Raw genomic sequence first — 24,136 nt, forward strand, 5'->3', positions numbered from 1 at the left:
TCATCGACCGTTCGATTCCAATGAATTGGATGGAAGATGAAGAACTTGTCTTGGCCCGCGAAATGAAGTGACGGAAGGCGGGAGATCGACAGGTGAATTTCTCATTGTTCAGGCAGCGCGGCTTTGCCTTATTAATTATATCGGAAGCGACTTCTTTGTTCGGCTCTTACTTCTTGAATGCGGCGCTCGCTCTTTACGTCCTTGGCTTAACGGGTTCGGCGGAGAAGTTCGCGTCCGTTCTCGCATTGGGAATGGTTCCCTATCTTATCGTGGGTCCGATTGCCGGTGTATTGGCGGATCGATTTAACAAGAAAATATGGATGATCGTGATGGATGTCTTGCGAGGCATGCTCTGTTTGGTTTTGTTTGGGTACAGCTTGTTCGGGACGATTACGATGCCCTTCATCTATTTCGCGGTCCTATTTATATCCACTTGCGAGATCTGTTATGGGCCAGTATTTATTTCACTGCTGCCAAGTGTCGTGAAAAAAGATGAGCTGGTCAGTGCCAATTCGTTCGAAAAAACGATCAACGAAACCATGAAAATTTTGGCGCCTTTTCTTGGGACGCTGGTTTTCAGCTTGGCCGGCATCGGACCGGTTTTATTCGTAAACGGGATCACTTTTTTGATCTCGGCTCTGGCGATCTCCTTGATGGCCATACCGAGAGTGGACAGCGCGGCAGCTAAACCGATCCGTCTGTTTCAAGATATGTGGGATGGGTTTAAAGTATTTTTTATTGATAAACGAATCACCTCGATCGTATCGAATGCCTTTCTAACGCACTTTTTTATGTATCCGTTCATCCTGCTCGGTTTTCCGTATATCATCGTAACGTTACTCGGCGGGAGACAAACCGATTACGGTATCGTAGAAAGTATTTCTACAATCGGATCGATTCTGGCCATCTTCACGGTGCCGCCGATGAAGAAATTCGGAGTCGCCAATAATATCGGAATCGGGATATTAGGCATGTGCGTCCCGATTATCCCTTTGTTATTTTTAGCCAATCCGAATTTTTTGGAACTTTTGAAGCTGAATGACAATTATCCGGTTCTTTTTTTCGGACTGATTAGTTTCCTGCTTTTCCTGGCCTTTAGCTTCTATCTCGTTTTTTTCGCTTCCTTCTATCAAACGGTGGTTCCAAGAGAGCTGTTCGGAAGGTATGGGGCGGGGATGATGGTATTGAACGGCGCAGGAAGACTGGTCGGATTTCTGATATTCGGTTATTTATTCAGCCTTAATTCCTTACTGTATGCGGTTTTATTCTTCGGGATCGGCATGAGCTTAAAGATTGTCGTCCATATTCCGTTCATGACGATGACGAGAAAAATCGAACAACAGCAGAGGTCGATGTGAGCGAGATCAAAACAGAGTCCATACTGAACATTTACTGGGTGCGGCTTCCGGAGGAGATCGACTTATCGGCATGGGAGTCCCGGTTAGGCTTATTGAATAAAGAAGAAAGAACGGTCTATGACCGCTATCTCACGGATCAGAAGAAGCTTGAATTTCTGGTTGGAAGATTATTGTTGAAATCGTTAATCGGGCGGCGGCTGGCGATTGAACCCGAGCGGGTAGCCTTTGTCAAAAACCCGTATGGAAAATTATATTTACACCCGAAATTCAACAATGAAACGGGCAATGAACCGATTTATTTCAACTTGTCCCATTCCAAACGAATCGTTGCCTGCGTCATTTCATCGCTTGAGGAGGCGGGCATCGATGTGGAAAGCATGAGCCCGTCGCCCCCTTTGGATGTTATGCCTGTCGTCTTCGTGCATAGCGAACGAAATCTTATTGAAGCCGAATCGTCCTTGGCGAAGAAGAGGGAGGCGTTTTATACCGTCTGGACGAGGAAAGAAGCGGTGATGAAAGCGGTGGGGAAGGGCTTTTCGCATCCGCCGTTGTCGTTCTCCGTACCGGTCTACGACGAACGGGCGGCCGACGAATATTATTTGTACTATACCTTCCGGCCGGTAAACGATGAAATTATTTCGATTGCCGCAAGCAGGAAAGCCGGGATTGAGATAAAAATTGAATGCCGGGAAGTTCACGACTTAGAAGCGTTTTAAAGAAGGGGGCGGAACCGTACATTCCTTATAATGATCGCTTGCAATGTAATGAAATTTCGTATAAATAGTCACCATACCGTATAAAAAACCATCGCCATCATAGGCGATGGTTTTTTACCGCATACAAAACGCGAAAAACGCGCGCGAAGCGAAACTTAGATCAACAAGCCGGAAATTCCGTCCGCTAAGGAATTGCCACCAGTTCATCTCCCGGTATGCAATGTAATAGAATCAGGCAGCCGGGAATAAATTACATATTGGACAAAATAGAGGAATCGGCTCTTTTCATATGAAACGCGGGAAGCGGGGGAGATAAGATTGTGGAGTCGGTTAAAGCCGAGAAAGATGTATTCCAGCCTTTTTATTTATTCCTGCTTAGCTGTATGCATGCTTACATTTGTGTTCACAATTTACTTAAGCCAGCTGTTCGTGCGAAGCGCAACGGAGGAAATTCAAACATCCGATCGTGAAAAGATCCAGCAAGTCGTGCAAACGTCGGAATTTACACTGCAGAAATTACGCCAGTTTGCGCTTCGAGTATATTCGGAAGAAAACATCGCGCTTTGGCTGAACATGGGCAGCGGCGATTACTCCCCGTTGTCGTTGTATAAAGCGGCCGCAAGCGTACGGGAATTCGTGAGCAGCGAACCTTTTGTCCAAAGCATCTGCTTGTTCAACTTCAATCTCAACCAAATTTACTCCTCCTCGGAAACCAGCCTCTATTCGCCGCAGGATTTCTACGACCCATCCATGTTGAAGAATATCGAAAGCAAAGGAACGACGCCATACCTGCAATTTTTCGATCATAGCGTGAATGGTAATTCGTATCTTGCGCTCGTCGTACCGGCATCCGGGCCGAACCGGAATTTTAACGGATACGTGTCGATTCTGTTCAGCAAGCCGCTGCTAAACGAGCATATGCTGCAAATCTCCGAGCAGGATCAAAATATAATGATCGTCGAAGGCCCAAACAAAACGTACTTGCTCGGCAATGCCGAAACGGATCTTGTGTCGAAGGTGGCGAATGCAAAGAAGCCTGCATCGGATTCGTCGCAATGGGAATTGGCCTCCGGGGAAGGGACCTGGTCGGTCCAGACGGCATCGCTGCCGATCGAAGGGTGGCAGATTTACCATTTATCCCCCTACTCCGAATGCCGAGCCAAAATCGTTCGGATCCGGATGGACATCATCGCTTCTTCCGTCGTCCTTGTCCTTGCGATTCTGTTGTTTCTATTTTGGCAGTCATATCGCCGTTTGAAGCCGATAAGCGACTTGACGGCGCGGCTGCAATCCAAGCTGGGGCCTAAGGAATCGATCGCGAATCCGGCGTATGCAGGCAACGAGATCGACTGGCTCGATTCCGGCTTCGAAAGGCTGGTTGAAAGGCTCGAGCAGCTGGACTTGTCCTTGAAGAGCAGCAAGGCCCTCATCAAGGAGGACTTAATCAAGCAATGGATCCTTGGGTCGAAATCTTCCGGCCCTGCCGAGCAGTATATCCGAGAACAGACCGCGATTCTTCGGACGGGGACGTTCCGCATCGCGGTGATTCGTCTGGAATCGTACGGGCGTTTCACGGAATATTACGATTTTACATCGCGCAAGCTCCTGCGTTATGCACTTGGTAACATGATGGCGGAGGTACTGGAAAACCATGGATTTTCCGCGGAAACGATCGATTTCGGTTCCGATCATATTGTAGCTCTAATCGCCTCATCCGCTTCGATTGAGACGGAAGCCCGCATCCTGAATGCCATGGAAGACGTGCGCGTTCAAATCAGGCGCTGGCTGAAGCTGGAGCTGCAGGCGGCGGTCAGTTCCGAGCTTGATGACGGGGCCGATCTTCAACCGGTCTATGAGGAAATTTACGAACTCACCCTGCTGGCCTTCCTATGCGAGGAGGACCGGGTATTCACCAGAGCCGATTCTGATCGGTATCGGCCCGGTGAAGGAAGCGATCCGGACGAACGGCTGCTGGAGCAAGTCATTCAAGCCGTTCGACTGCGGGACGCAAACGCGCTGGCGGCCGATCTGGACCGTCTTACCCGGCATATGCAGGGGCTTAGCTATGAAGAATGCAAGCTGCAGCTTACCCATATCATTTATTCGATGATGAAAAGCTTCAAAAACGGCAAGACGTTTCAAGGGATGAAGAGCATTCATGTTTTCCTTGATCGGTTTTCCACCATTGGAGAAGTGAAGACTTGGCTGCTGCAAGAGCTTCTGCTGATAATGGATCAGCAGCGTCAGCGAAGCGGCTCAAACCGTAAGGAGGAATGCGTCGCTGAAATGATGGATTACGTGCGCAATCATCTGCACGATCCGAGGCTCTCCGTGGACGATGTCGCAGAGCACGTGAACATATCCGTTAACTATGCCCGGCAATTATTCAAGGCGCATTATCAGCTGTCGCTATCCGATTATATAACGGACCAGCGGATTAAATACGCGATTCATCTGCTGACAACGACCGATTGGACGGTAGCGGAAATTACGGAGCAATCCGGATTTCAAACGAAAAGTACGTTTTTCTCGTTATTCAAGCGAGCGACCGGCATGACACCGGGCCAATATCGCCTGGAGACTGCGAAGAAATAACGGGCAGCGGCGCGTACCGGACACATAATTAAAATCGATACAGTCTTCATTGTCAATTTCCGTACCGTTTGATGAATACCGTACTATACAGAATGTCAAGAGGCCGGGTAAGATCGAACACGCGAGCCTGGTATGCGGCGGATCACATGCTGCAGCCGCAGGCAGGCAGTTCATAATCGGAAGGGGTTTGGCCATGAGATTCGGAAGAAAAGCGGTCTTGATCGCATCGCTTATTCTCGCGGTTGTTTTATCCGCCTGCAGCTCTGGAGGAAGCATGTCGTCTTCTTCAAGCGACAAACCTCCGGCTTCCGGAGACAGTACGCTAAAACCGGTTACACTTAAAATCATGTTTCCCGGAGATCCGCCGGTGAACTGGGATGAAGTAAAGGCGGAAATGGAGAAACGAATGGCCGGTTCGCTGAACGTGAAACTGAACGTCGTGTTTATCCCATGGTCCGATGTCCGTCAGAAGCGTCAGGTCGCATTGTCCTCCGCGGAGGACTACGATTTGATCTGGGACAACGACCCGGCGCAAAATATCGCCGCCGGCCTCTATGAACCGCTGGACGATCTGATCGATAAATACGGTCCCGACATTAAGGCTGTACGCTCGAAGGAGCTGATGGACGCCAACAAAGTGAACGGAAAGCTGTACTCGGTACCGCTTGAGGTGAACTTCATACGTCCGTGGACGTTCGTCATCCGCAAGGATATCAGGGAGAAGCTCGGCTTCAAGCCGATTACCAGCTATGACGAACTGATCGACTTTATGTATGCTGTGAAAGAGAAAGAGCCGGGCTTGACGCCGTATATACCGAACGGCAGCGAGCATATCGGCTTAAAGCTGGCCGGGATGCTCGACCCGTCGGCCAATCTGGCATCCGTACTCAATTACCCCGGCTCGTACACAAAAGGGAACGACGGTAAAGTTTATAATATTTTCGACAACATGGACCCGCTCATCATGAGCACTTTAGAGCAGAACCGCAAGCTGTACAAGGATGGCATATTGGCCAAGGACGCCCTAACCCTGAACAATTCGGAGTTCACGAAAGGCAAGGCGGCGGTATCCACCTTTAATGACTTCGGAGTCAATCTCAGTACCCGCACCACGCTGGAAAAGTCGGTTCCGGGAGCGGCTGCGGAGACGTTTACGCTGTACAGCACGGACATGAAGCTGAACTCGACCTACAAAGCAGGAAATTTCATCGCGGTTCCGGTCGTCAGCAAAAACAAGGAGCGTGCCGTTCAGTTTCTAAACTGGTTGAACCAGAAGGACAATTACGATCTGTTGGCATACGGAATAAAAAGGAAAAACTGGGTGGATGTTGGCGAGGGTCTGTATAAGCCGATTCAAGCGAATCCTTATCCGGGCATTCCGTTCGCTTGGGGCTGGAATCCGAAGCTGGACCGGATCGATGCCAGCCTGCCCGCGGATGTGATCGCACTGAACAAGTGGGAGCGGGATCCGAGCCATTTTACGCCCGACATCCTGGCGGGCTTTACCTTCGATCCGAGCCCGGTCGCAGGCGAGGTGGCGCAGCTTAACAATGCGGGGACCGAGTTTTATAATCCGCTCGTGATGGGCGTTACGGAACCGAGAGAAGGGCTCGCGATGTTTAAAAAAGCGGCCTACGACAATGTGAAAAAAGTGCAAGCGGAGTATCAGAAGCAATTGGACGCTTTTCTGGTAAGCAAGAAGTAGCAGGCGATCGCCGTATACGCGGCAAGTACATGTTCGCGAAAGGTGGGAATCGAGCATGGGAATATGGCGAGAGCTCCGCAAAAACAGATGGCTTTACGCCATGTCGCTTCCCGTCGTCCTATATGTCTTTATCTTTTCTTATGTGCCAATGACGGCTCATCTGCTGGCCTTTAAGCAGTTTATCCCCGCAAAAGGAATTTGGGGCAGTAAATGGACGGGACTCGACAACCTCACCTTTTTTTTCACCGGCCCTGACTGGCTGGGCGTCACGATGAACACGGTCTATCTTAACCTGCTTTTCATTGCAGCCGGCACGGCCTGCTCCTTGTGCATCGCGCTGCTCCTGAATGAAATCCGGCGCGCTTATTTCAAGAAGGTGACGCAATCGCTTGTCATCCTGCCGCATTTCATTTCCATTATGGTTGTGAATCTGATGGTGTTGAACTTCTTTAACGGCCAAGACGGCATGATAAACCGGTTAATAGACCGGATTGGTTTCGAGCCGGTTAACTGGTTTCAGACACCGGCCGTCTGGCCTTACCTTCTGACGATTATCTTCGTCTGGAAAGGCGCAGGCTGGGGCTCGATCATTTACCTGGCCACCTTGACCGGCTTCTCCGAGGAATACTATGAAAGCGCCAGAATCGATGGCGCCAAACGCTGGCAGCAAATCCGATTCATTACGCTCCCGCTGCTGCGGCCCACGATCATCGTGCTGACGCTGCTGGGGCTGGGGCGTATCTTTTACGGCGACTTCGGTTTGATTTACGGCATTATCGGCGATAACTCGCTGCTCTTCCATTCGACGGACGTCATCGATACGTATACGTACCGTTCGCTCCGGTCGACGAATATGAACAGCTACAGCAATGCCGCGGCGGTCGCGTTGTTTCAATCCGTCATGGGCCTCATCACGATTCTGTTCTTCAACTGGTTCGTCCGCCGGGTCGATAACGATTCGAAGCTGTTTTAGTTCGGGAAAAGGAGGGAGGTTCGCATATGGCGTCAAATCAAACACGGTTGTTGGAGAATTCAGCGCGATCGAAGCCCATGAGGCCGGCGAAGCAGCGGGATATGTCCCAGCTTGCCGTTTCAGCGGTTGCTTATATTTTTATCGGAGCGTTCTCTTTGCTTTGCTTCATTCCGTTCTGGCTAATCTATATCGGTTCATTTACGGCGGAATCCCAAATTGTTCAAGGGTTCCGCATGTTCCCGACGGAATTTTCGCTAGATGCTTACCGGTTCCTGCTGCAGGGCAGCCAAGTCTACCAAAGCGGCTTTGTCTCCGTTTTCATAACGGTCGTCGGTACCTCCGGAGCCGTGCTCCTTACATCCATGTTCGCCTACGCAGCCGCTCATCCGCATGTCAAATACCGCTATGTGCTGTCCTTCTACATTTATTTCACGATGCTGTTCCCGCCAGGCCTGGTAGGTTATTATCTGCTCATCTCCAACTGGCTCAGCCTTCGGGATTCGCTGCTCGCCTTGCTGCTGCCGCTGTTATTCTCCGCTTTCAATTCGTTCCTCATGACTTCGTATTTCCGCACGCTGCCCTTTGAGCTCAATGAAGCGGCGACAGTAGACGGGGCGCACGAGCTGTATATTTTTTTTCGGATCATTTGGCCGATTTCCATGCCCGTTATTGCGACGATAACGCTGTTCTATGCACTTACGTACTGGAACGACTGGTTTAACGCGTTGATGTTCATCGACGACCCGCATCGCCATCCGCTGCAAATGATGCTCCGCAGAATCATATCCAATTCACAAAATCTGAATTATTTGAACACGAACGTGAACATTCCCGTCTCCGCGACAGGCGTGCAGCTTTCGACGGTCGTCATCACGATTGGACCGATCATTTTCTTGTACCCGTTCTTGCAGAAGTATTTCATTAAAGGATTGACGATCGGAGCGGTCAAAGGATAAGAGGGAGCAACGATGCTTAAGGGGGAGCGCAGCTGCGGGATCCGATGAATTTAAAGCGGATCCATTTTTTGGTGTTCGGAGTGCCCTATCATTCCATCGCCGCTGACACCGAAGGCTAACGCAAAGTGATAAATGGGGGAATTTACCGCGCCGTTTATTGATAAAAAATATTAGGTTTGCGTTTTATTAGGGTGGTATGTTAGTATTATCACAGGATAAAGGCACCAAATATTTTATCCGCAAGGCGTCATCATCATATTGTGGCTGGGAGAATGAATCCGTGCAAAGAGGGCGGGCGATTAAGCTTAATAAAGTGATCCGGCTCACTCCATTCAAGCTGGTATACTAGGGTAACTAGTCATTCCGGATATTATAGGCGCTTTTTGAAAGCGCTTTTTGAAAGCGCTTGAAGGATGAATGGCGGCTCGTCGGGCTGGAGGAATCTTATGAGTATTCAGATTGACGTTTCAAGAGACAAAAAAGGACTCATTCGGGATTTCGTTTACGAAACCTTGAAGAAAAACATTATGGAGCTGCGGCTCGAGCCGGGACAATTTATCTCGGAAAAAGAAATGGTCGAAATGCTCCAAGTCAGCAGAACGCCGATTCGTGAAGCGTTGGTCAAACTCACTCAGGAGGAATTGATCGAAACCACTCCTCAGAAGGGCTCGATCATATCGCTTATCGATTTGCAGCATGCGGAGGAGTCCCGGTTTATCAGAAAAACCTTGGAATCCACCGTGGTGCGGGAAGCATGTGAGAAGCTCGACAAGGAACAGGTGCTTCATCTGCAAAATCTCGTCTCGCTGCAAGAACTGTGCGAATCCGAACAGAATTATGGGCGCCTGTTTGAACTCGACGAAGAGTTTCACAAATCGATTATGATCGGCTGCGGCCGGGGCCGTACGTGGGGACTTATTCAGCAAATGGCCACGCATGACAACCGCATACGGATTTTACGGCTGGCTTCCGATTCCGACTGGAAAATCATACTTGCCCATCATCATGGCATTGTACGTGCCATCAAGGAGAAGGATCCCGACCAAGCGGAAAAAATACTTAAGGATCATTTGGATCTGGTCGTGATTGAAAAAGAAAATTTAAAACAGAAGCACGCCAAATTTTTTAAATAATCAAGGAGCGAATGTCGATGATTAAAGTAGCCGTTATCGGAACCGGCGGTATCGCAAATTCGCATTTGGATGCCTATGTTTCGTCGTTTAAAGGAAGATGTCAAGTCGTAGCGTTATGTGACATTTACGAGGAAAAGGCAGTCCAGAATAAAGAGAAATTTCAGCTCGACTGTAGAGTTGAACAAGACTACCGAGAGCTGCTGGACAGCGATATCGATCTGGTGTCGATCTGCACCCCGCCATATACGCATGCTCAAATCGCGATCGACTTTTTGCGAGCCGGAAAGCATGTATTGGTAGAGAAGCCGATGTCTTCTTCCTTGGAAGAGTGCGATCGCATGCTGGAAGCGGCTTCCGAGTCGAAACGCATTTTATCCGTCATCGGGCAAAACCGGTTCAGGGATCCGATCATGAAGCTGAAGCGCACGCTCGACACCGGAAAATTAGGCAAAATCGTTCATGCGCAGGTTGATTCCCACTGGTGGAGAGGGCACTCCTATTACGATTTGTGGTGGAGGGGCACTTGGGAAAAAGAAGGCGGCGGCTGTACGTTGAACCACGCCGTTCATCACATCGACATGCTGCAGTGGATGATGGGAATGCCGGAAAAAGTCCATGCGGTCATGAGCAACACGTCGCATGATAACGCGGAAGTCGAGGACATCTCCATCGCCATTCTTTCTTACGGCAGCGGAGGCTTGGCGCAAATTACAAGCTCAGTTGTGCATCATGGACAGGAGCAGCAGCTCATATTCCAAGGGGAAAAGGCGAGAATTTCAGCACCCTGGAAGGTTTATGCATCCACCTCGAAGGAAAACGGATTTCCGATTCGGAACACCGAGCTCGAGGAGGAGCTTGAGGCTACGTATAACAGCATGGCGGACCTTCCTTTTACCGGCCATGCCGGACAAATCGACGACGTAATGAAAGCGATCGCAAGCGGATCGCTGGAGGTGCTCATTGACGGCCGAGAAGGACGCAAAACGCTTGAGCTGATCACGGCTATCTATGAATCGGCGGCTACAGGCAAAACCGTAAGCCTGCCTTTAACGAAAGACAGCCTGTTCTATTCGAGAGACAGCTTGCTGGCGAACGCTCCGCATTTTTACGAAAAGACCGCTTCGGTCGTTTCCTTTTCGAAAAACGATATTACGCTTGGCAGCGATTATAAATGAAACAGGGGATGAATGCGATGCAAACACAAGACGGTATGAATTACGCCCCGAAAGGAAAACCGGCCCCGGTTTGTGAAAAGGGAGAATTTCCATTTGCGGCGATCGGGCTTGATCACGGGCACATTTTCGGAATGTGCAACGGACTTATCGAAGCAGGCGGACAACTGAAATGGGTATACGACCCGGACCCGGCCAAGGTGGAAAAATTCATTCAAACCTACCCGGGAGTCAAGGCGGCAAGATCCGAACAGGAGGTTCTGCAGGATCCGAATGTGAAACTGGTTGCCGGCGCGGCCATCACGTCGGAACGTTGTGCCCTGGGAATGCGCGTCATGTCGCACGGAAAGGATTACTTTACGGACAAGGCGCCGTTAACGACGTTAACGCAGCTGGAACAGGCCCGGCAAAAAGCTGCGGAAACCGGCCTGAAATATGCGGTTTATTACAGTGAGCGGTTGCACGTGGAAAGCGCGGTTTATGCAGGACAATTGATCGAGCAGGGCGCCATCGGGCGTGTTCTGCAGGTGAGCGGATACGGCCCGCACCGGATCAACGTGCCGTCAAGACCGGATTGGTTTTTTAACCGCGAGCAATTCGGCGGTATTCTTTGCGATATCGGCAGCCATCAATGTGAGCAATTTTTGTATTATACAGGTTCCAAGGACGCAAAAGTGGTGAACAGCCAGGTGGCTAATTATAACCACAAGCAATTTCCGACGTTTGAGGATTTCGGCGATTGCAACTTGGTGGGCAACAACGGTTCCACGGGATATTTCCGCGTCGATTGGTTCACGCCGAACGGCCTCAGCACATGGGGAGACGGCCGTACGATTATTTTGGGCACCGATGGTTATATCGAATTGCGCAAATACGTGGATATAGCGAGAGAAAAGGGCGGCGGACACGTATACCTCGTTAATCATGAGGGGGAGTATCATTTCGACGTAACAGGGAAGATCGGATATCCGTTTTTCGGAGAACTGATTCTGGACTGTTTAAACCGTACGGAGATTGCGATGACGCAGGAGCACGCCTTTAAAGCGGCCGAGCTTTGCCTGCTGGCGCAGCGCGATGCCAAACTGATTGAAGGCGTAGGGCAAAACGTGAGCCAATAATATTTCCGTAACGGGAGACCGAGACCGTCCGCGGTTTGCTCGAAGGAGTTAGTAGAATGGAGGTTGTAGTTTATGCAAGCAGCGAAGAATAGTGTTGCTTTGGAAAAAAAAGATGTCGTTCAAGAGCCGGTGCAAAAAAAGAAAGGATTGTTTTACTATATAAGAATGGATTTCGTGCTTTACCTGATGCTGCTTATTCCGGTTTTATATATCGTGGTATTTAAATATGTACCCATGTACGGCATACAAATTGCTTTTAAGGATTACAACATTTTTCAGGGCGTCAGCTTGAGTCCGTGGAATGATTTTGCAACGTTCAAGCAAATTTTTTCATCACCCCAATTTTATCAAGTTGTTCGAAACACGCTGGTGCTTAACGGTTTGGATTTGATTGTGGGATTTCCAGCGCCAATCATTTTGGCGATTTTAATTAATGAACTGGTATGGAATAAGTTTAAAAAAATAAGCCAGACTATCCTGTATCTGCCGCATTTCCTTTCCTGGGTTATTATTGGCGGCATTGTTACACAGTTGCTTTCTCCTACGGGAATGTTTAACTCCTTGCTTACCCATTTGGGCAGTGAATCGGTTCCTTTTCTCACGAACAAATATGCATGGGTTGCAACTTATTCTTTGGTTGGAGTATGGCAGAACGCAGGCTGGGGTACCATTTTGTACCTTGCTGCCATGACGGGAATTGACAGGCAGCTGTATGAAGCTGCAGATTCAGATGGAGCCGGTCGATTTAGGAAGATATGGCATATTACGCTGCCAGGGATCAGACCAACCATTGTGATCCTTCTGATTCTGCAGATCGGCAATCTGATGGCGATTAACTTCGACCGTCCATTCAACCTTCAAAACAACCTGGTTATGGATTTTGGCGACGTTATCAGTACCTATGTTTATCGTGTAGGTATTCAATCGGCGAACTTTTCAGTCGGTGCAGCTGTCGGACTGTTCCAGTCCGTTATTTGCTTAATATTCCTGTTAAGCTCTAATTTTATTACCCGTAAATTAGGCGAAAACGGAATTTGGTGAGGAGGTACTGACCATGTCACATACGTTAAAAAATAGACTGGTTGACTTTACGGCAGCATTTGTTATTTTAATTGCGGTTTTTATCTGCCTGGTTCCATTTCTTTATATTCTTTCGGAATCCCTTAGCTCTAATAAGGCGATTATATCTCAGGCTGTTACCATTTATCCGATCGACTTTAATTTAGAAGCCTATAAAGTTGTATTCGGGGATGCCGGCATGTTGTACTCCTTGGTCTATACGGTAATCCTGACGGTTGTATTTGTACTCCTCTCATTGACCGTTACCATATTGGCAGCGTACCCACTGACTAAAAAAAGACTCAAGGGCAGAAATGTTTTATTGTTAGTGATGCTGTTTACCATGTATTTTAGCGGCGGATTGATTCCGGATTATTTGAACGTAAAGAATCTAAGCCTATTGAACACGCCATGGGCACTGATTCTTCCGGGTATGATGAGCGTCTATTATATGATCATACTGAAATCGTTCTTCCAAAGCATTCCTGATAGTCTGGAGGAAGCTGCGCGCCTGGACGGATGCAACGATCTGCAGATTTTGCTTAAGGTTGTGCTTCCGCTTTCCAAGCCGGCACTTGCCACAATCAGCCTGCTCTATGCCGTATACAGATGGAATTATTTTCAGGATGCTCTTTTCTACATTACAGACGAGCATTTGTATACGATACAGCTTAAGCTGTATAACGTGATCAATATTTCGCAGCAAATGTCCGGCGAGAATGTCAACGTAAATCTTCCTTCAGAGGCATTAAAGTCGGCAAGTATTATGTTTGGCACGGTTCCGATTCTTCTCGTGTATCCGTGGCTCCAGAAATACTTTGTATCCGGCATTATGATTGGCGCCGTGAAAGGCTGATATAAGTACGTGAAAGAGATGATGAAATCTTTTTCACGGATTTATATAAATAATTGCTAAATATCAACAAGGGGAGTGATTTCTTTGAAGGCAAAGGCACAAAGATTGATTTCTGTTTCTTTGGCAGCGTTAACAATTGCCTCAACATTGGCCGCCTGTCAGGGTAAGAGTTCAAGCGGCACACAAAATGAAGGTACATCAGGATCAGGCAATACAAAAGCACATCGAACATTAACGGTCGAAGTATTCGACAGAGGCAAACCTGGGCAGCCGGATTTGAATAATAACTACTGGACCAAGTATGTCAACGATAATTTCGGCAAGCAGTTTAATGTCACCGTGAACTACGTTACAGTTCCAAGATCCCAGGAAGTGGACAAGCTGAACGTATTGATGGCAGCCGGCCAGGCACCTGACATTTCCTACACTTACAACCAGGGTGTTGTTTATAATTATGTCCAGCAGGGTGGTTTGGCAGATCTTGACTCGGCTCTCCAGCAATACGGACCTACGCTTACCAAGTATCTTGGCGATGATGTTTTAAAGTACGGTAAATTTGATGGCAAGCAGTATGCCGTACCGGGCAAGAGGACGGTTCTCGCAAGTGATAATACGTTTATCCGTAAAGACTGGCTCGATAAACTGGGTCTTCCTGTTCCTACGACACCGGAACAGTTCTATGACACCATGGTTGCCTTCAAAGAGAAGAACCCTGGAAATGTAAGCGGAGTCATTCCTTATGGTTATGCTCTGCAGCCTGCAAACCCCGGGTTGGACTTTATCCCGGAAGCCTTTAGACCGTCCAACCTTACGGAAGAACAGTTTGCTACACTTCAGCCGTATGCCAGCTGGTCGGCAAACTGGAGTATGCCTGGGTTTGATAAAGCGGTTGAATACATGAACAAAATGTATAATGCAGGCTTGGTCAGCCCGAACTTCGCAACGGACAAGGATGGAAAACTTAGGGACGCAGATATTTCCAATGGTAAGGTCGGAGCATTCACGACGAACTGGGATGGTCCGTACAGGACGGCTCCCGGCACCCTTACCAACCTTTTAAAGAACGTGCCTGGTGCCCAGCTTATTCCAATCGATCCTTGGCAGAACGATGCAGGCAAGCATCCGAAGTACGGGTACGGCCCAAATGGCATGTATATCATCATCCCTAAATCAAGCAAGAATGTTGACCTTGCCATACAATACCTCAACTGGATGGCTGACCCCAAGGTAACCCTCTTCCTCCAGAACGGTCAGGAAGGCGTAGACTACAACATGGTGAATGGTGTTCCAAAACAGACAGGAACAACAAATTCCGGCGAAAAAATGATGACGGTTGCAAACAACCTCGATTATGACATCCTTTCAAACGGTATCGAACTGGGAGATCCGAAGAAGAATACTGCGGCTATTTCCGCTGGATATCCTGGTTATGAAAATGAGGTAGAGAATGCTTTAAAGGTCGCTTTGACGGGCTATTATACTACGTACCACTATGCATTACCGAACACAGCCGATGCAAAATACAACTCAGCGCTTACAAATCTTTCAGCACAAATGCTCGCAAAACTCATTGTTGCTAAACCAGCCGATGTCGATAGCCTGTACAAATCATTGGTTCAACAGTACATGGATCAGGGCGGCAAGGCCGTTCAAGACGAATATATAAAGAATTACAAGGATCAGAATAGTAAATAATTAAGCCTTGCAAATTGGACCTTTGTGGACATCCGTTATGAAAACGGGATGTCCACTTTTTTTATGAACATGAAGGCAGGACCGGCGTAAGCTCGCCAGCTCAGATGCATCCCGCCGGTGGGTTCTGATACGATCTCCTGCACGGCGATGCTGTTGGCGCGGCGGATGGGGCCAGGGCGCTTTCGGAACGATCGCTGCCTTTGGCTGCGATGGGGGAAAAGGCAGGCGAAGCCCAATCGGCGCCTGCCGAGCTGTCCTATCCGGACGGATCGGTCGAGACGGACGCCGGAACGCGCGTCCAGCTTATTCTGAGTCATTCAAGCATGAAGAAATCGGCAATATTCGGACGTTTTCTTAAATTTGTCGGATATGAAAGTGAGACGGCGCTTCGTTATAATGGAAGAGTTAGTCGTGTCCGAGCTGCTGGCGGAAGTATCGGCGGAAGGGGTAAGCATTCCCGTCCAAGCGATTTCCTCAAATAAGCCGGCGTTCGATCCGCCGATGTGGAACGAGTTAAGCGCATGACTGTAAGGCAAACAAAAAGTGTCGAAATCGAGAGTAAATCGAAATGTCTAAACTTCATTACGGGAGATGTGAGCATGAAGCTGAACATTAAAAGACACCCGGAAAACCCGATTGTCGTGCCGGGGCTATTTGAATGGCGCAAAGTGACGGTATTCAATCCCGCAGTCATCATCGACGGCGGCAAGTTTTACATGATCGAGCGAACGGCCGGTTCGCTTACGCCGTGTAAAAATTTTCTCGGCCTGCTGGAGAGCGAGGACGGCGTCCATTTCACCCATGTCAAGGATGAGCCCATCGTAACCCCGGACATGCTCGGATTTCCTTACGGCAGCGTACAGGACCCGCGCATCGTCAAAATCGATGACACCTTCTATCTGAACTACGCGCTGCGTCCATGTGCGATGAGCTATTATCCGACCGGCGCGGGCATTCCCGAGCGCTCCGTGCCGACCTATCCGGACGGCTGGGGAGAGGAGGAAGGCCACTGGCTGACCCGTTCCGGTATTTTGACGTCCAAGGATTTGATTAACTGGGAATTTCTTACTAATACGACGCCGCTGGACATCAACGATCGTGACAACATTCTTTTTCCGGAGAAGATCGGCGGCAAATACGTGCTGCTGCGCCGGCCGGAGGAGTATGTTGGAGAGGCGTACGGTACCGAGAAGGCGGCGATGTGGATTACCTATTCCGACGATCTGATCCATTGGGAGGAGCCGAAGCTGCTCGCCAAGGCGCAGGAGGTGGACTGGGAATTCAAGAAAATCGGCGGTTCGACGCCGCCCGTACGCACCGATAAGGGCTGGTTGGTGCTGTATCACGGCGTAGACAAGGATACTGTTTACCGGGTCGGAGCCATGCTGCTGGACCTGGAAAATCCGGAAAAAATCATTGCCAGAACCCGCAATTTCATTATGGAGCCGGAAACGTACTATGAGAAATTCGGCTTCCAAATCCCGAACGTCATCTTCCCGACGGGCAATGTGGTGAAGGATGGCCTGCTGTATATTTATTACGGCGTCACCGATACGGCGATCGCGCTCGCCACCGTGCCGCTGAACGAACTGGTCGATTACATTTTGAACGAACCGCAGTAACGCGATACGGCAGCTGCCGCATTGCGCCGTCCGAGTCGTCGCCTTTTATGACGACTCGGACGGCGCTTTCCATCGCTTTTTCACCTCCTCTTGCTTCGTAAATGCCGCTTATGTGCCGCTATCCGAAAAACCTTACAAAAACCACCTTCTATGTCATACATACGTCAATTATATGGGATATCATTGTTGTTTGTCCTTCAATGAAGGATCGGATAATTTAAGCTTTTGTCAAGAAACTTAAAAAAATCGGATAAAACCACTGTATTTCTGGATACTACATAATTGAAACGACAGGTAAACTTAATTTAAACAACGTTTAAGTGACAGCAATTCTGTCACATGTTGGTAGACGGCTGAGGTTTCATGGTTGATCGTTAGACGCTCGGCTGTCTCAATACTATCCGGAAAAGAGGGGTTCGTTTGAAAGTCAAGCCATCATACCAAATATCCAGCAAGCTGAAGAAAACGTTTCTCGCCGGTTCCCTTTCGGTCATTGCGCTAAGCCTGGCCGCATGCGGAAGCAGCGGCAATAGCGGGAGCGACGGCAACGCGGGCTCGGACAAGCCGAGCACCGTCACGCTGACGATGATGCATCCGTGGACGTCGCCCAATGTGGACAACGAGGTGTACAAAGCGAGGATTGCCGAGTTCGAGAAGGAGCATCCGGAAATTGTCATCAAGCAGGATGCCGTTCCGTCGGGGGATTATAAAACCAAGCTCAAAACGCTCGCGGCCGGCAACAATCTCGCAGACATCGACGTGCTGTGGCCGGGCGCGGATCTCCAGCCGCTCGTAGCCGGCAATCTGCTCATGCCAATCGACAGCGAAATGGACAACTGGAAGTCGCTGCTGCCCGAGGATGCGCTGGCGGGCTTTAATGAAGGCGGCAAGCAATACGCCATTCCGACCAAGCAGACGTTCGTCGATATTGTTTACTACAACAAGGAAATGTTCGCCAAGGTCGGTTACAATTCGTTCCCCGATACGCTCGACGGCTTTTACGATGTGGTGAAAAAGCTGAAAGCGGCGGGCATAACGCCGATTTCACTCGGCAACAAGGAAAAGTGGCCTCTAGAATCCTCTTATATGTCGGCGATCGGGGACCGTTTCACAGGGGACGACTTCCTGCAAAATGTGCTGGACGGAAAGGCGAAATTCACCGATCCGGACTACATCAAAGCGCTGGATGTCATCGACCAATTGACCAATCTGAAAGCCTTCAATACGGACGCCAACAATATGGACTCCGTACAAGCACAGGATTACTTCATTCAAGGCAAGGCCGCAATGCATATTTCCTCCTCGACCGTTGACGGACGCGTGCGCATCACCAACCCGGACGGCGACAAATTCGGTATTGCGCTGTTCCCGAGCGTGCCGGGCGGCAAAGGCGACCCGAAGAAGAGCGCAGGAGTCGTGCAATACGGCATTGGCATCAAAAGCGGCCTGAGCGACGAGAAGCAAAAAGCGGCAATGGAGTTCATGAAATTTTTCGTCAACGAGGATCTGTACAAGGAACTGATCAGCAAAGGGATCGTAGTTCCCGCGAAGGTAGACATTCCGTCCGACGCCAGCCCGTATCTGAAAGAAATGATGGAACTGACGAGCCACGGCACCGCGCCGGTATTCGACAGCATCATTCCGACGCAGGTTAACGACGTGTTCGAGAACGGCATACAGGCGATCACAGTCGGCGGAGAGACGCCGGAGCAGGTGGCCAAGGAAACACAGGAGGCCGTTGACAATATGAAGTAAGACCGCTTGAAGCCAAGCGCTTGCTGAAGGAATACTTTTTGGAATATCGCAAGAAACAAAGATATCGGCGGTCTTCGGACCGCCTGTACAGCAATCGTCCGCCAACCAGATGACCTGGTCATCCCCGCCCCCTATAGGTAAGCCGAAGAAAACCCGCAGCAACGAGCAACGGGTTTTCTTCTTTACGAGCGGGACGGTAGGACAGAAGGAGAGGGATTTATGCATACGTTGAAAGGCACCCGATTCGCTATATTTATCGGGCTGCTGCCGGCGCTGATCATCTACCTTGGCGTCGCGATTTTGCCCATCGGGCTGTCTGTGTACTATTCATTTTCAAGATGGGACGGCATCACCGACATGACCTTCACAGGTCTGCATAACTACCAGCAGATTTTGAAGGATCATATTTTCTGGCTCTCCGTCAAAAACAACGTCATCATTATGCTGACCGGCCTGGTCGGACAAATTCCGCTTGGCCTGCTGCTGGCGCTGCTGCTGAACCGCAAGATGAAGGGCGTCAATTTCTTCCGTACGGTCGGGTTTCTGCCCGTCGTCATCTCGTCGGTTATGGTCTCCATTATCTGGGGGATGGTCTACAATACCGAATACGGCATGCTGAACGGCTTCCTCGGTTTGATTGGGCTGGACAGCTGGAAGCATAACTGGCTCGGCACGCCCGGATTGTCGATGTTTGCGCTCGGAGCGGCGTATATTTGGCAAAACTGCGGGCTCTATATGGTTATTTTTCTCGCAGCGCTGCAAAATATTCCGGCCGAGGTGAACGAAGCGGCCGAATTGGACGGCGCGACCGGACTGCGAAGAGTCATGCGCATCACCATCCCGATGCTTAAGACCACGCTGATGGTTGCAGTAGTCTACAGCATCAGCAATTCGTTCCGCGTCTTCGATCTGATTCAGATTATGACCGGCGGCGGTCCGGCTCACGCTTCCGAAGTCATGACCATCTACATGTACAACAACGCGTTCGTCAATATGCGCTTCGGGTACGGCAGCGCCGCAGCCGTTCTAATTCTGATTTTCAGTCTGATTGTTGTAGGCATCGTGAACTGGATAGGCAGAGATAAGAAGGACTGAAGAAAGGAGGATGATCCGGTTATGGAAAAAAAATCGATTTCTGTCAAGATACTGATCTACACATTTTTAAGCGTTTTCGCTATTCTTAATATATTTCCGATATTCTGGATGATTGTCGATTCGTTCAAATCGGAGCCGGAATATGCCGCCAAACCGTTCGCCCTGCCTACCGTGCTGCATTTTTCGAACTACGAGAAGGCCTGGGAAGTCGCCAATATGAGCACCTACTTCCTGAACAGTCTCATCATCACCTTTGCTTCGCTGATTGTCACAGTCATCCTGGGTGCGCTCGCGTCTTACTTTCTGTCGCGCTTCCAGTTCAGGCTGCGGGGCGTAACCTACGGAGCGTTTCTGCTCGGCATGCTCGTTCCGATTCATGCAACGCTGATTCCGATTTTTTTGATTATGCGGCATATCCATTTACTGGATACGCGGTGGTCGCTCATTTTGCCTTACACGGCCTTTCACTTGTCGCTCACCATTTTTATATTGGAAGGCTTCATGCGCGGGTTCCCGAAGGATATGGAGGAATCCGGCGTTATGGACGGCGCGGGTATATTTCGCATTTTCTGGTCGATCATCCTGCCGATTACGCGGCCGGCAATCGCCACGGTCGTCATCCTGAATTTCATCTATAACTGGAATGAATACTTGTTTGCGCTCGTGTTGATCACATCGTCCGAGCTGAAGACGCTGCCGCTCGGCTTGGCCAATTTTACGGGCGTGGAGACGGCAAGCCTGACGCTGCAGATGGCTGCGCTCACGATTGCGCTTGTGCCCATTATCATTTTCTATCTTATGCTGCAAAAACAGCTTGTCAACGGGATGACCGCAGGCTCCGTCAAAGGATAAGTCGTTATGGGCGGGCCGGAAGCGGCCGAGGACGTGCGCTGTTTTCCGGCAGGTTTACAAGAGGAGTCTGTATCATGCGGTGGAACTACAGAGGGTGGAGAAGCGTCGGGCTGATGCAGAAGGCATTGGTCATTTTCTTACTGTTCGTAATCCTGCCGACGATCGGGGTTGGCGTGCTGGTCCAATATTGGTTTAACGAGGTGCTGCGGGATCAGTTTATAGGCTCCACCAAGCGAGGTCTGGATACGGTCATCAACCAGCTTGAGGAAGAAACCGCCCTGGTGGAGGATATTGCCGACTATCTGATCCTGAGTCCGGACATGAGGAATTTTCTGCGCACTTCCCCTCCCCTCGGACGGAATGAGGCGGAAATCCGCAAGCAGAACATCGCAGGCTTTTTGACGTTTCAACTCATGTCTAAAGACTATATTAAATCCATCAGCATCACCGGCTTCAACGGCAGCTCCATCGAGATGGGCGAACCCTTTAACGGAGACGAATCGGCATGGCTGCACCGGGCCGACAACCGCAAGGGCGGCATCGTCTGGAGCGCTGCCTATACGCTGGACAGCGACTGGGGCGGCAGCGAACGGCTGATCTCGCTGTTCCGGGTGCTTAATTCGTACAGCGAAACCACGAAGCCGCTCGGCCGGCTGGTGATCAGACTGGACGAATCCAGCATCGAGAACTTGCTTAAAAGCGGCGTATTCAAGGAAAAGAGCTTCCTGTACGTGCTGGACGAAAACGGCGAAACCATCCTTCAGCCGGAGCATTTGCCGGGCGGTTTCCGTCCGGATGGGAAGCTTCTGCGCAAGCTGCGGACCGAAGGCGGCAGTGCGTCAACGTTAACGATCGGCAAGGCACGCTATCTTACCTTTTACCGCACGATGGAAAAAACGGATTGGCAAATTGTAGCCATGGTGCCCGAATCGATCGTGAATGAGGAGACCCGCGGGCTAAAAGTGCTTACCGCCGTGATTTTGGCTTCGATTCTCGCGCTCGCCGTCATTGCTCTGATCCGGTTTCATTACACGATCATCAGACCGATCCTGCGTCTGAAGCGGGAGACCAATCGGGTTAAACTGGGCGACTTCAGCGCTCGCGTACCGATTGAGTCGAATGACGAGATTGCCGAGCTCAACCGTAAATTCAACGATATGGTGTTCACCATTCAGGAGCTGGTCGAGCATAAATACAAGCTGGAGCTGCGGGAGCGAGAATCGGAGCTAAAGCTGCTGCAGAATCAGATGGACCCGCATTTTCTGTACAATACGCTGGATATGATCCGCTGGACCGCGCGCCTGGAGAAAGCCTCCCGATCCAGCCAGCTCATCGAGATGCTGTCGCGTTTTTTCCGCTCTTCTCTGAACAACGGCCGATACCGGACGACCATTTTGGAAGAGCTGGAATGGGTTCGTTCGTATTTATATCTGCAGCAGCGGCGGCTCGGCAGCAAGCTAAGCTATTCGCTCTTCACCGATGCGGATGTGGCGGGAGCGATCACGCTTAAAGCGTCGATTCAACCGCTTGTGGAAAACTTCCTCAAGCATGGCTGGGATCGCAGCAAGCCGGTCAATACGATTGCGGTGAGGTGCTATGCTGCCGAACAGGGCGAAATCTGGATTGATGTGCGGGATAACGGACGCGGCTTGAGCACTGCTGACGCGGAATCGGTGCGCGCATCGCTGCGGCGAAGCAGCGACGGCATTGTCGGGGCGATGGGCAACATTCACGAGCGGCTGTCGATCTTTTTCGGGGAGGGCTACGGACTGGAAGTCGTCCAGTCTTCCGGCGACGGAGCGTGGATTAGACTCAGGATTCCGCATACCCAGGAGGGGGATTAAATCATGACAAGCGAAAGGAACTCCCGCGGGAAGGTGAAGCTGCTGATCGTTGACGATGAACCCGTCATTTGCGAAGGGCTGCGGCACACGATCGATTGGGATTCGCTCGGGGTCGAAGTGGTCGGCGAAGCCCATGACGGAGAGGAGGCGCTGCACAAGGTGCAGGAATGCCGCGCGGAGCTCGTGCTGTCCGATATCCGCATGGACGGCATGGACGGACTGGAGCTTGCCGAGCACCTTCGCAGCCGCTTCCCGAAGGTACGGATCGTTATGATCAGCGGTTATGAAGACTTCGGCTATGCGCGCCGGGCGGTTCGCCTGAACGTCTCGGATTATTTGCTCAAGCCGGTGGAAATCGACGAGCTGGAGTCGGTTATCGGCGGCATCGCACGGGACATCCGCAAAGAGGATGCGCGCGGAAGCGACAAGGAGAACGAGCTTTGGCTGGCGAATCGCGCGCGCGGATTGACGGGATATGAGGACGAGCCGCTTCCGGCCGGTCTGCGTGCAACTTGGTACCGCGTTCTATGCACGCAGGCGGAGCGCTACGCGGAGCGGTACTCGTTCATGAGCGCGGAGGAATGGCACGATATGCAGCGGCAGTGGCTGCAGGCGGTGGAGACTGGCCTCGCCGCGAACTCGCTGCGCAGCGTGTCGGTGTTCCACCACGCCAATATGCTGGTCACGCTGGCGATGGCGGACGGCGAGCCGGACGATGCGGCCTGGGACAAAGCGCTGGAAGCGGCCGTCCGATCCTGGCGGACCTCCGGAGGGAAGCTGTACGGCAGCGCCTCGGGACCTTTTCGGGAGCCGGCCGAGACGGCGGAGCGCTGCGCGGAGGCACGCTCGCTGCTGGATTATCATGTGCTGGAGCAGTGGGATGTGCTGGAGCCCGGAAACCTGGAATCGATTCGCCGGAATCGCAAGCCGCCGGCGTTTGATGCCGCAGCCGGTGCGCAGCAGCTGGTGCTGGCGCTGTTCCAGAAGGATCGTTCGGCAGTAGCTGCGGCCGTCGGCGGCGTGTTCCATCATTTCCGGAAGGAACGATTTTTGCTGTCCGAGGCGGCCAAGGCTAGTGACGAGTTGTCCGTGCTGCTGCGCCTGCGCCTGCGCCAAAGCGGCCTCACCGGGCTCGAGGACGATAGCCGCGAGCCGGTCGACCTTCTTGTGTACAACTCGTATGAAAGCATGGAGATGATCGTGCATGCGGAGATGGAGCGGCTGCTGGAGCTGGTCGACCGCAGCGGTATCGACAAATCCTACTGGGTGATCGAGAAGGCAAAGAAATATATGGCCGAACAGTTTACGTGCGATTTGAAGGCGGCGGAGGTCGCGGCGTGGCTGAAAATCACGCCCAGCTACTTCAGTCAGATTTTTAAACAGAGCACCGGTAAAAGCTTTAAGGAGTACATGAACGAGCTGCGGATTGGCGCGGCCAAGGTTCAGCTTGCACAGACGCACGACAAGGTGTTCGAAATCGCCGAGCGTGTCGGCTATAGCGAGTACAAGTATTTTGTGTCGGTATTCAAGACGTATACGGGCATGACCCCGAAGGAATACCGGGTGCTTAGCGTCGGCATACATGGCGCAAACCGCCAGGGCGGCTGAGCTTCCACTTGCGTTCATTACACG

The 24,136-nt window shown here is 50.8% G+C and carries 19 protein-coding genes; all 19 read left to right on the forward strand.

What is annotated here, in order from left to right; genetic code table 11:
- Positions 1-92 precede the first annotated feature (92 nt).
- The 19 genes from PD282_RS13640 (at position 93) to PD282_RS13730 (ending at position 24,112) form a co-directional block, all read left to right on the forward strand.
- The gene (locus PD282_RS13640; RefSeq protein WP_274651224.1) at positions 93-1,358 is read left to right on the forward strand and encodes an MFS transporter; all 1,266 of its coding nucleotides are present in this window, start codon (positions 93-95) and stop codon (positions 1,356-1,358) included.
- The gene (locus PD282_RS13645; RefSeq protein ID WP_274651225.1) at positions 1,355-2,074 is read left to right on the forward strand and encodes a 4'-phosphopantetheinyl transferase family protein; all 720 of its coding nucleotides are present in this window, start codon (positions 1,355-1,357) and stop codon (positions 2,072-2,074) included. Before PD282_RS13640 ends, PD282_RS13645 begins: the two co-directional genes overlap by 4 nt.
- A gap of 345 nt (positions 2,075-2,419) precedes the next feature.
- A complete protein-coding gene (locus PD282_RS13650; RefSeq protein WP_338045250.1) occupies positions 2,420-4,669 on the forward strand; it encodes a helix-turn-helix domain-containing protein in 2,250 nt (749 codons plus the stop codon).
- A gap of 367 nt (positions 4,670-5,036) precedes the next feature.
- Complete coding sequence (locus PD282_RS13655) at positions 5,037-6,374, forward strand: extracellular solute-binding protein (RefSeq protein WP_274651227.1); 1,338 nt, start codon at positions 5,037-5,039, stop codon at positions 6,372-6,374.
- Positions 6,375-6,429: 55 nt separating this feature from the next.
- Positions 6,430-7,347 carry an ABC transporter permease gene (locus PD282_RS13660; protein WP_274651228.1) on the forward strand — a complete coding sequence of 306 codons (918 nt, stop codon included), beginning with the start codon at positions 6,430-6,432 and terminating at the stop codon, positions 7,345-7,347.
- A gap of 26 nt (positions 7,348-7,373) precedes the next feature.
- Positions 7,374-8,303, forward strand: coding sequence for a carbohydrate ABC transporter permease (locus PD282_RS13665; protein WP_274651229.1), 930 nt, complete (start codon positions 7,374-7,376; stop codon positions 8,301-8,303).
- Between the two features lie 413 nt (positions 8,304-8,716).
- Positions 8,717-9,436, forward strand: a complete 720-nt coding sequence (locus PD282_RS13670; RefSeq protein ID WP_274651230.1) for a GntR family transcriptional regulator — start codon at positions 8,717-8,719, stop codon at positions 9,434-9,436.
- Between the two features lie 17 nt (positions 9,437-9,453).
- Positions 9,454-10,611, forward strand: a complete 1,158-nt coding sequence (locus PD282_RS13675; protein ID WP_274651231.1) for a Gfo/Idh/MocA family protein — start codon at positions 9,454-9,456, stop codon at positions 10,609-10,611.
- A gap of 17 nt (positions 10,612-10,628) precedes the next feature.
- Positions 10,629-11,726, forward strand: a complete 1,098-nt coding sequence (locus PD282_RS13680) for a Gfo/Idh/MocA family protein (protein WP_274651232.1) — start codon at positions 10,629-10,631, stop codon at positions 11,724-11,726.
- 72 nt (positions 11,727-11,798) lie between these two features.
- On the forward strand, positions 11,799-12,767 hold the full coding sequence (locus PD282_RS13685; protein WP_420832293.1) for an ABC transporter permease: 969 nt from the start codon (positions 11,799-11,801) through the stop codon (positions 12,765-12,767).
- Positions 12,768-12,780: 13 nt separating this feature from the next.
- Positions 12,781-13,641, forward strand: a complete 861-nt coding sequence (locus PD282_RS13690; RefSeq protein ID WP_274651233.1) for a carbohydrate ABC transporter permease — start codon at positions 12,781-12,783, stop codon at positions 13,639-13,641.
- An 84-nt stretch (positions 13,642-13,725) separates the two neighbouring features.
- The gene (locus PD282_RS13695; protein ID WP_274651234.1) at positions 13,726-15,336 is read left to right on the forward strand and encodes an extracellular solute-binding protein; all 1,611 of its coding nucleotides are present in this window, start codon (positions 13,726-13,728) and stop codon (positions 15,334-15,336) included.
- 396 nt (positions 15,337-15,732) lie between these two features.
- Positions 15,733-15,861 (forward strand): hypothetical protein, encoded by a 129-nt coding sequence (locus tag PD282_RS13700; RefSeq protein WP_274651235.1) that lies wholly within the window; start codon positions 15,733-15,735, stop codon positions 15,859-15,861.
- A gap of 80 nt (positions 15,862-15,941) precedes the next feature.
- Complete coding sequence (locus PD282_RS13705) at positions 15,942-16,958, forward strand: glycoside hydrolase family 130 protein (RefSeq protein WP_274655211.1); 1,017 nt, start codon at positions 15,942-15,944, stop codon at positions 16,956-16,958.
- Positions 16,959-17,378: 420 nt separating this feature from the next.
- The gene (locus PD282_RS13710; protein WP_274651236.1) at positions 17,379-18,713 is read left to right on the forward strand and encodes an extracellular solute-binding protein; all 1,335 of its coding nucleotides are present in this window, start codon (positions 17,379-17,381) and stop codon (positions 18,711-18,713) included.
- Positions 18,714-18,932: 219 nt separating this feature from the next.
- On the forward strand, positions 18,933-19,808 hold the full coding sequence (locus tag PD282_RS13715) for a carbohydrate ABC transporter permease (RefSeq protein ID WP_274651237.1): 876 nt from the start codon (positions 18,933-18,935) through the stop codon (positions 19,806-19,808).
- A gap of 21 nt (positions 19,809-19,829) precedes the next feature.
- The gene (locus PD282_RS13720; protein WP_274651238.1) at positions 19,830-20,660 is read left to right on the forward strand and encodes a carbohydrate ABC transporter permease; all 831 of its coding nucleotides are present in this window, start codon (positions 19,830-19,832) and stop codon (positions 20,658-20,660) included.
- 74 nt (positions 20,661-20,734) lie between these two features.
- Positions 20,735-22,504 carry a cache domain-containing sensor histidine kinase gene (locus PD282_RS13725; RefSeq protein ID WP_274651239.1) on the forward strand — a complete coding sequence of 590 codons (1,770 nt, stop codon included), beginning with the start codon at positions 20,735-20,737 and terminating at the stop codon, positions 22,502-22,504.
- Between the two features lie 3 nt (positions 22,505-22,507).
- On the forward strand, positions 22,508-24,112 hold the full coding sequence (locus tag PD282_RS13730) for a response regulator transcription factor (RefSeq protein ID WP_274651240.1): 1,605 nt from the start codon (positions 22,508-22,510) through the stop codon (positions 24,110-24,112).
- Positions 24,113-24,136: the final 24 nt, after the last annotated feature.

This window comes from Paenibacillus humicola, from assembly GCF_028826105.1.
Taxonomy (GTDB): domain Bacteria; phylum Bacillota; class Bacilli; order Paenibacillales; family Paenibacillaceae; genus Paenibacillus_Z; species Paenibacillus_Z humicola.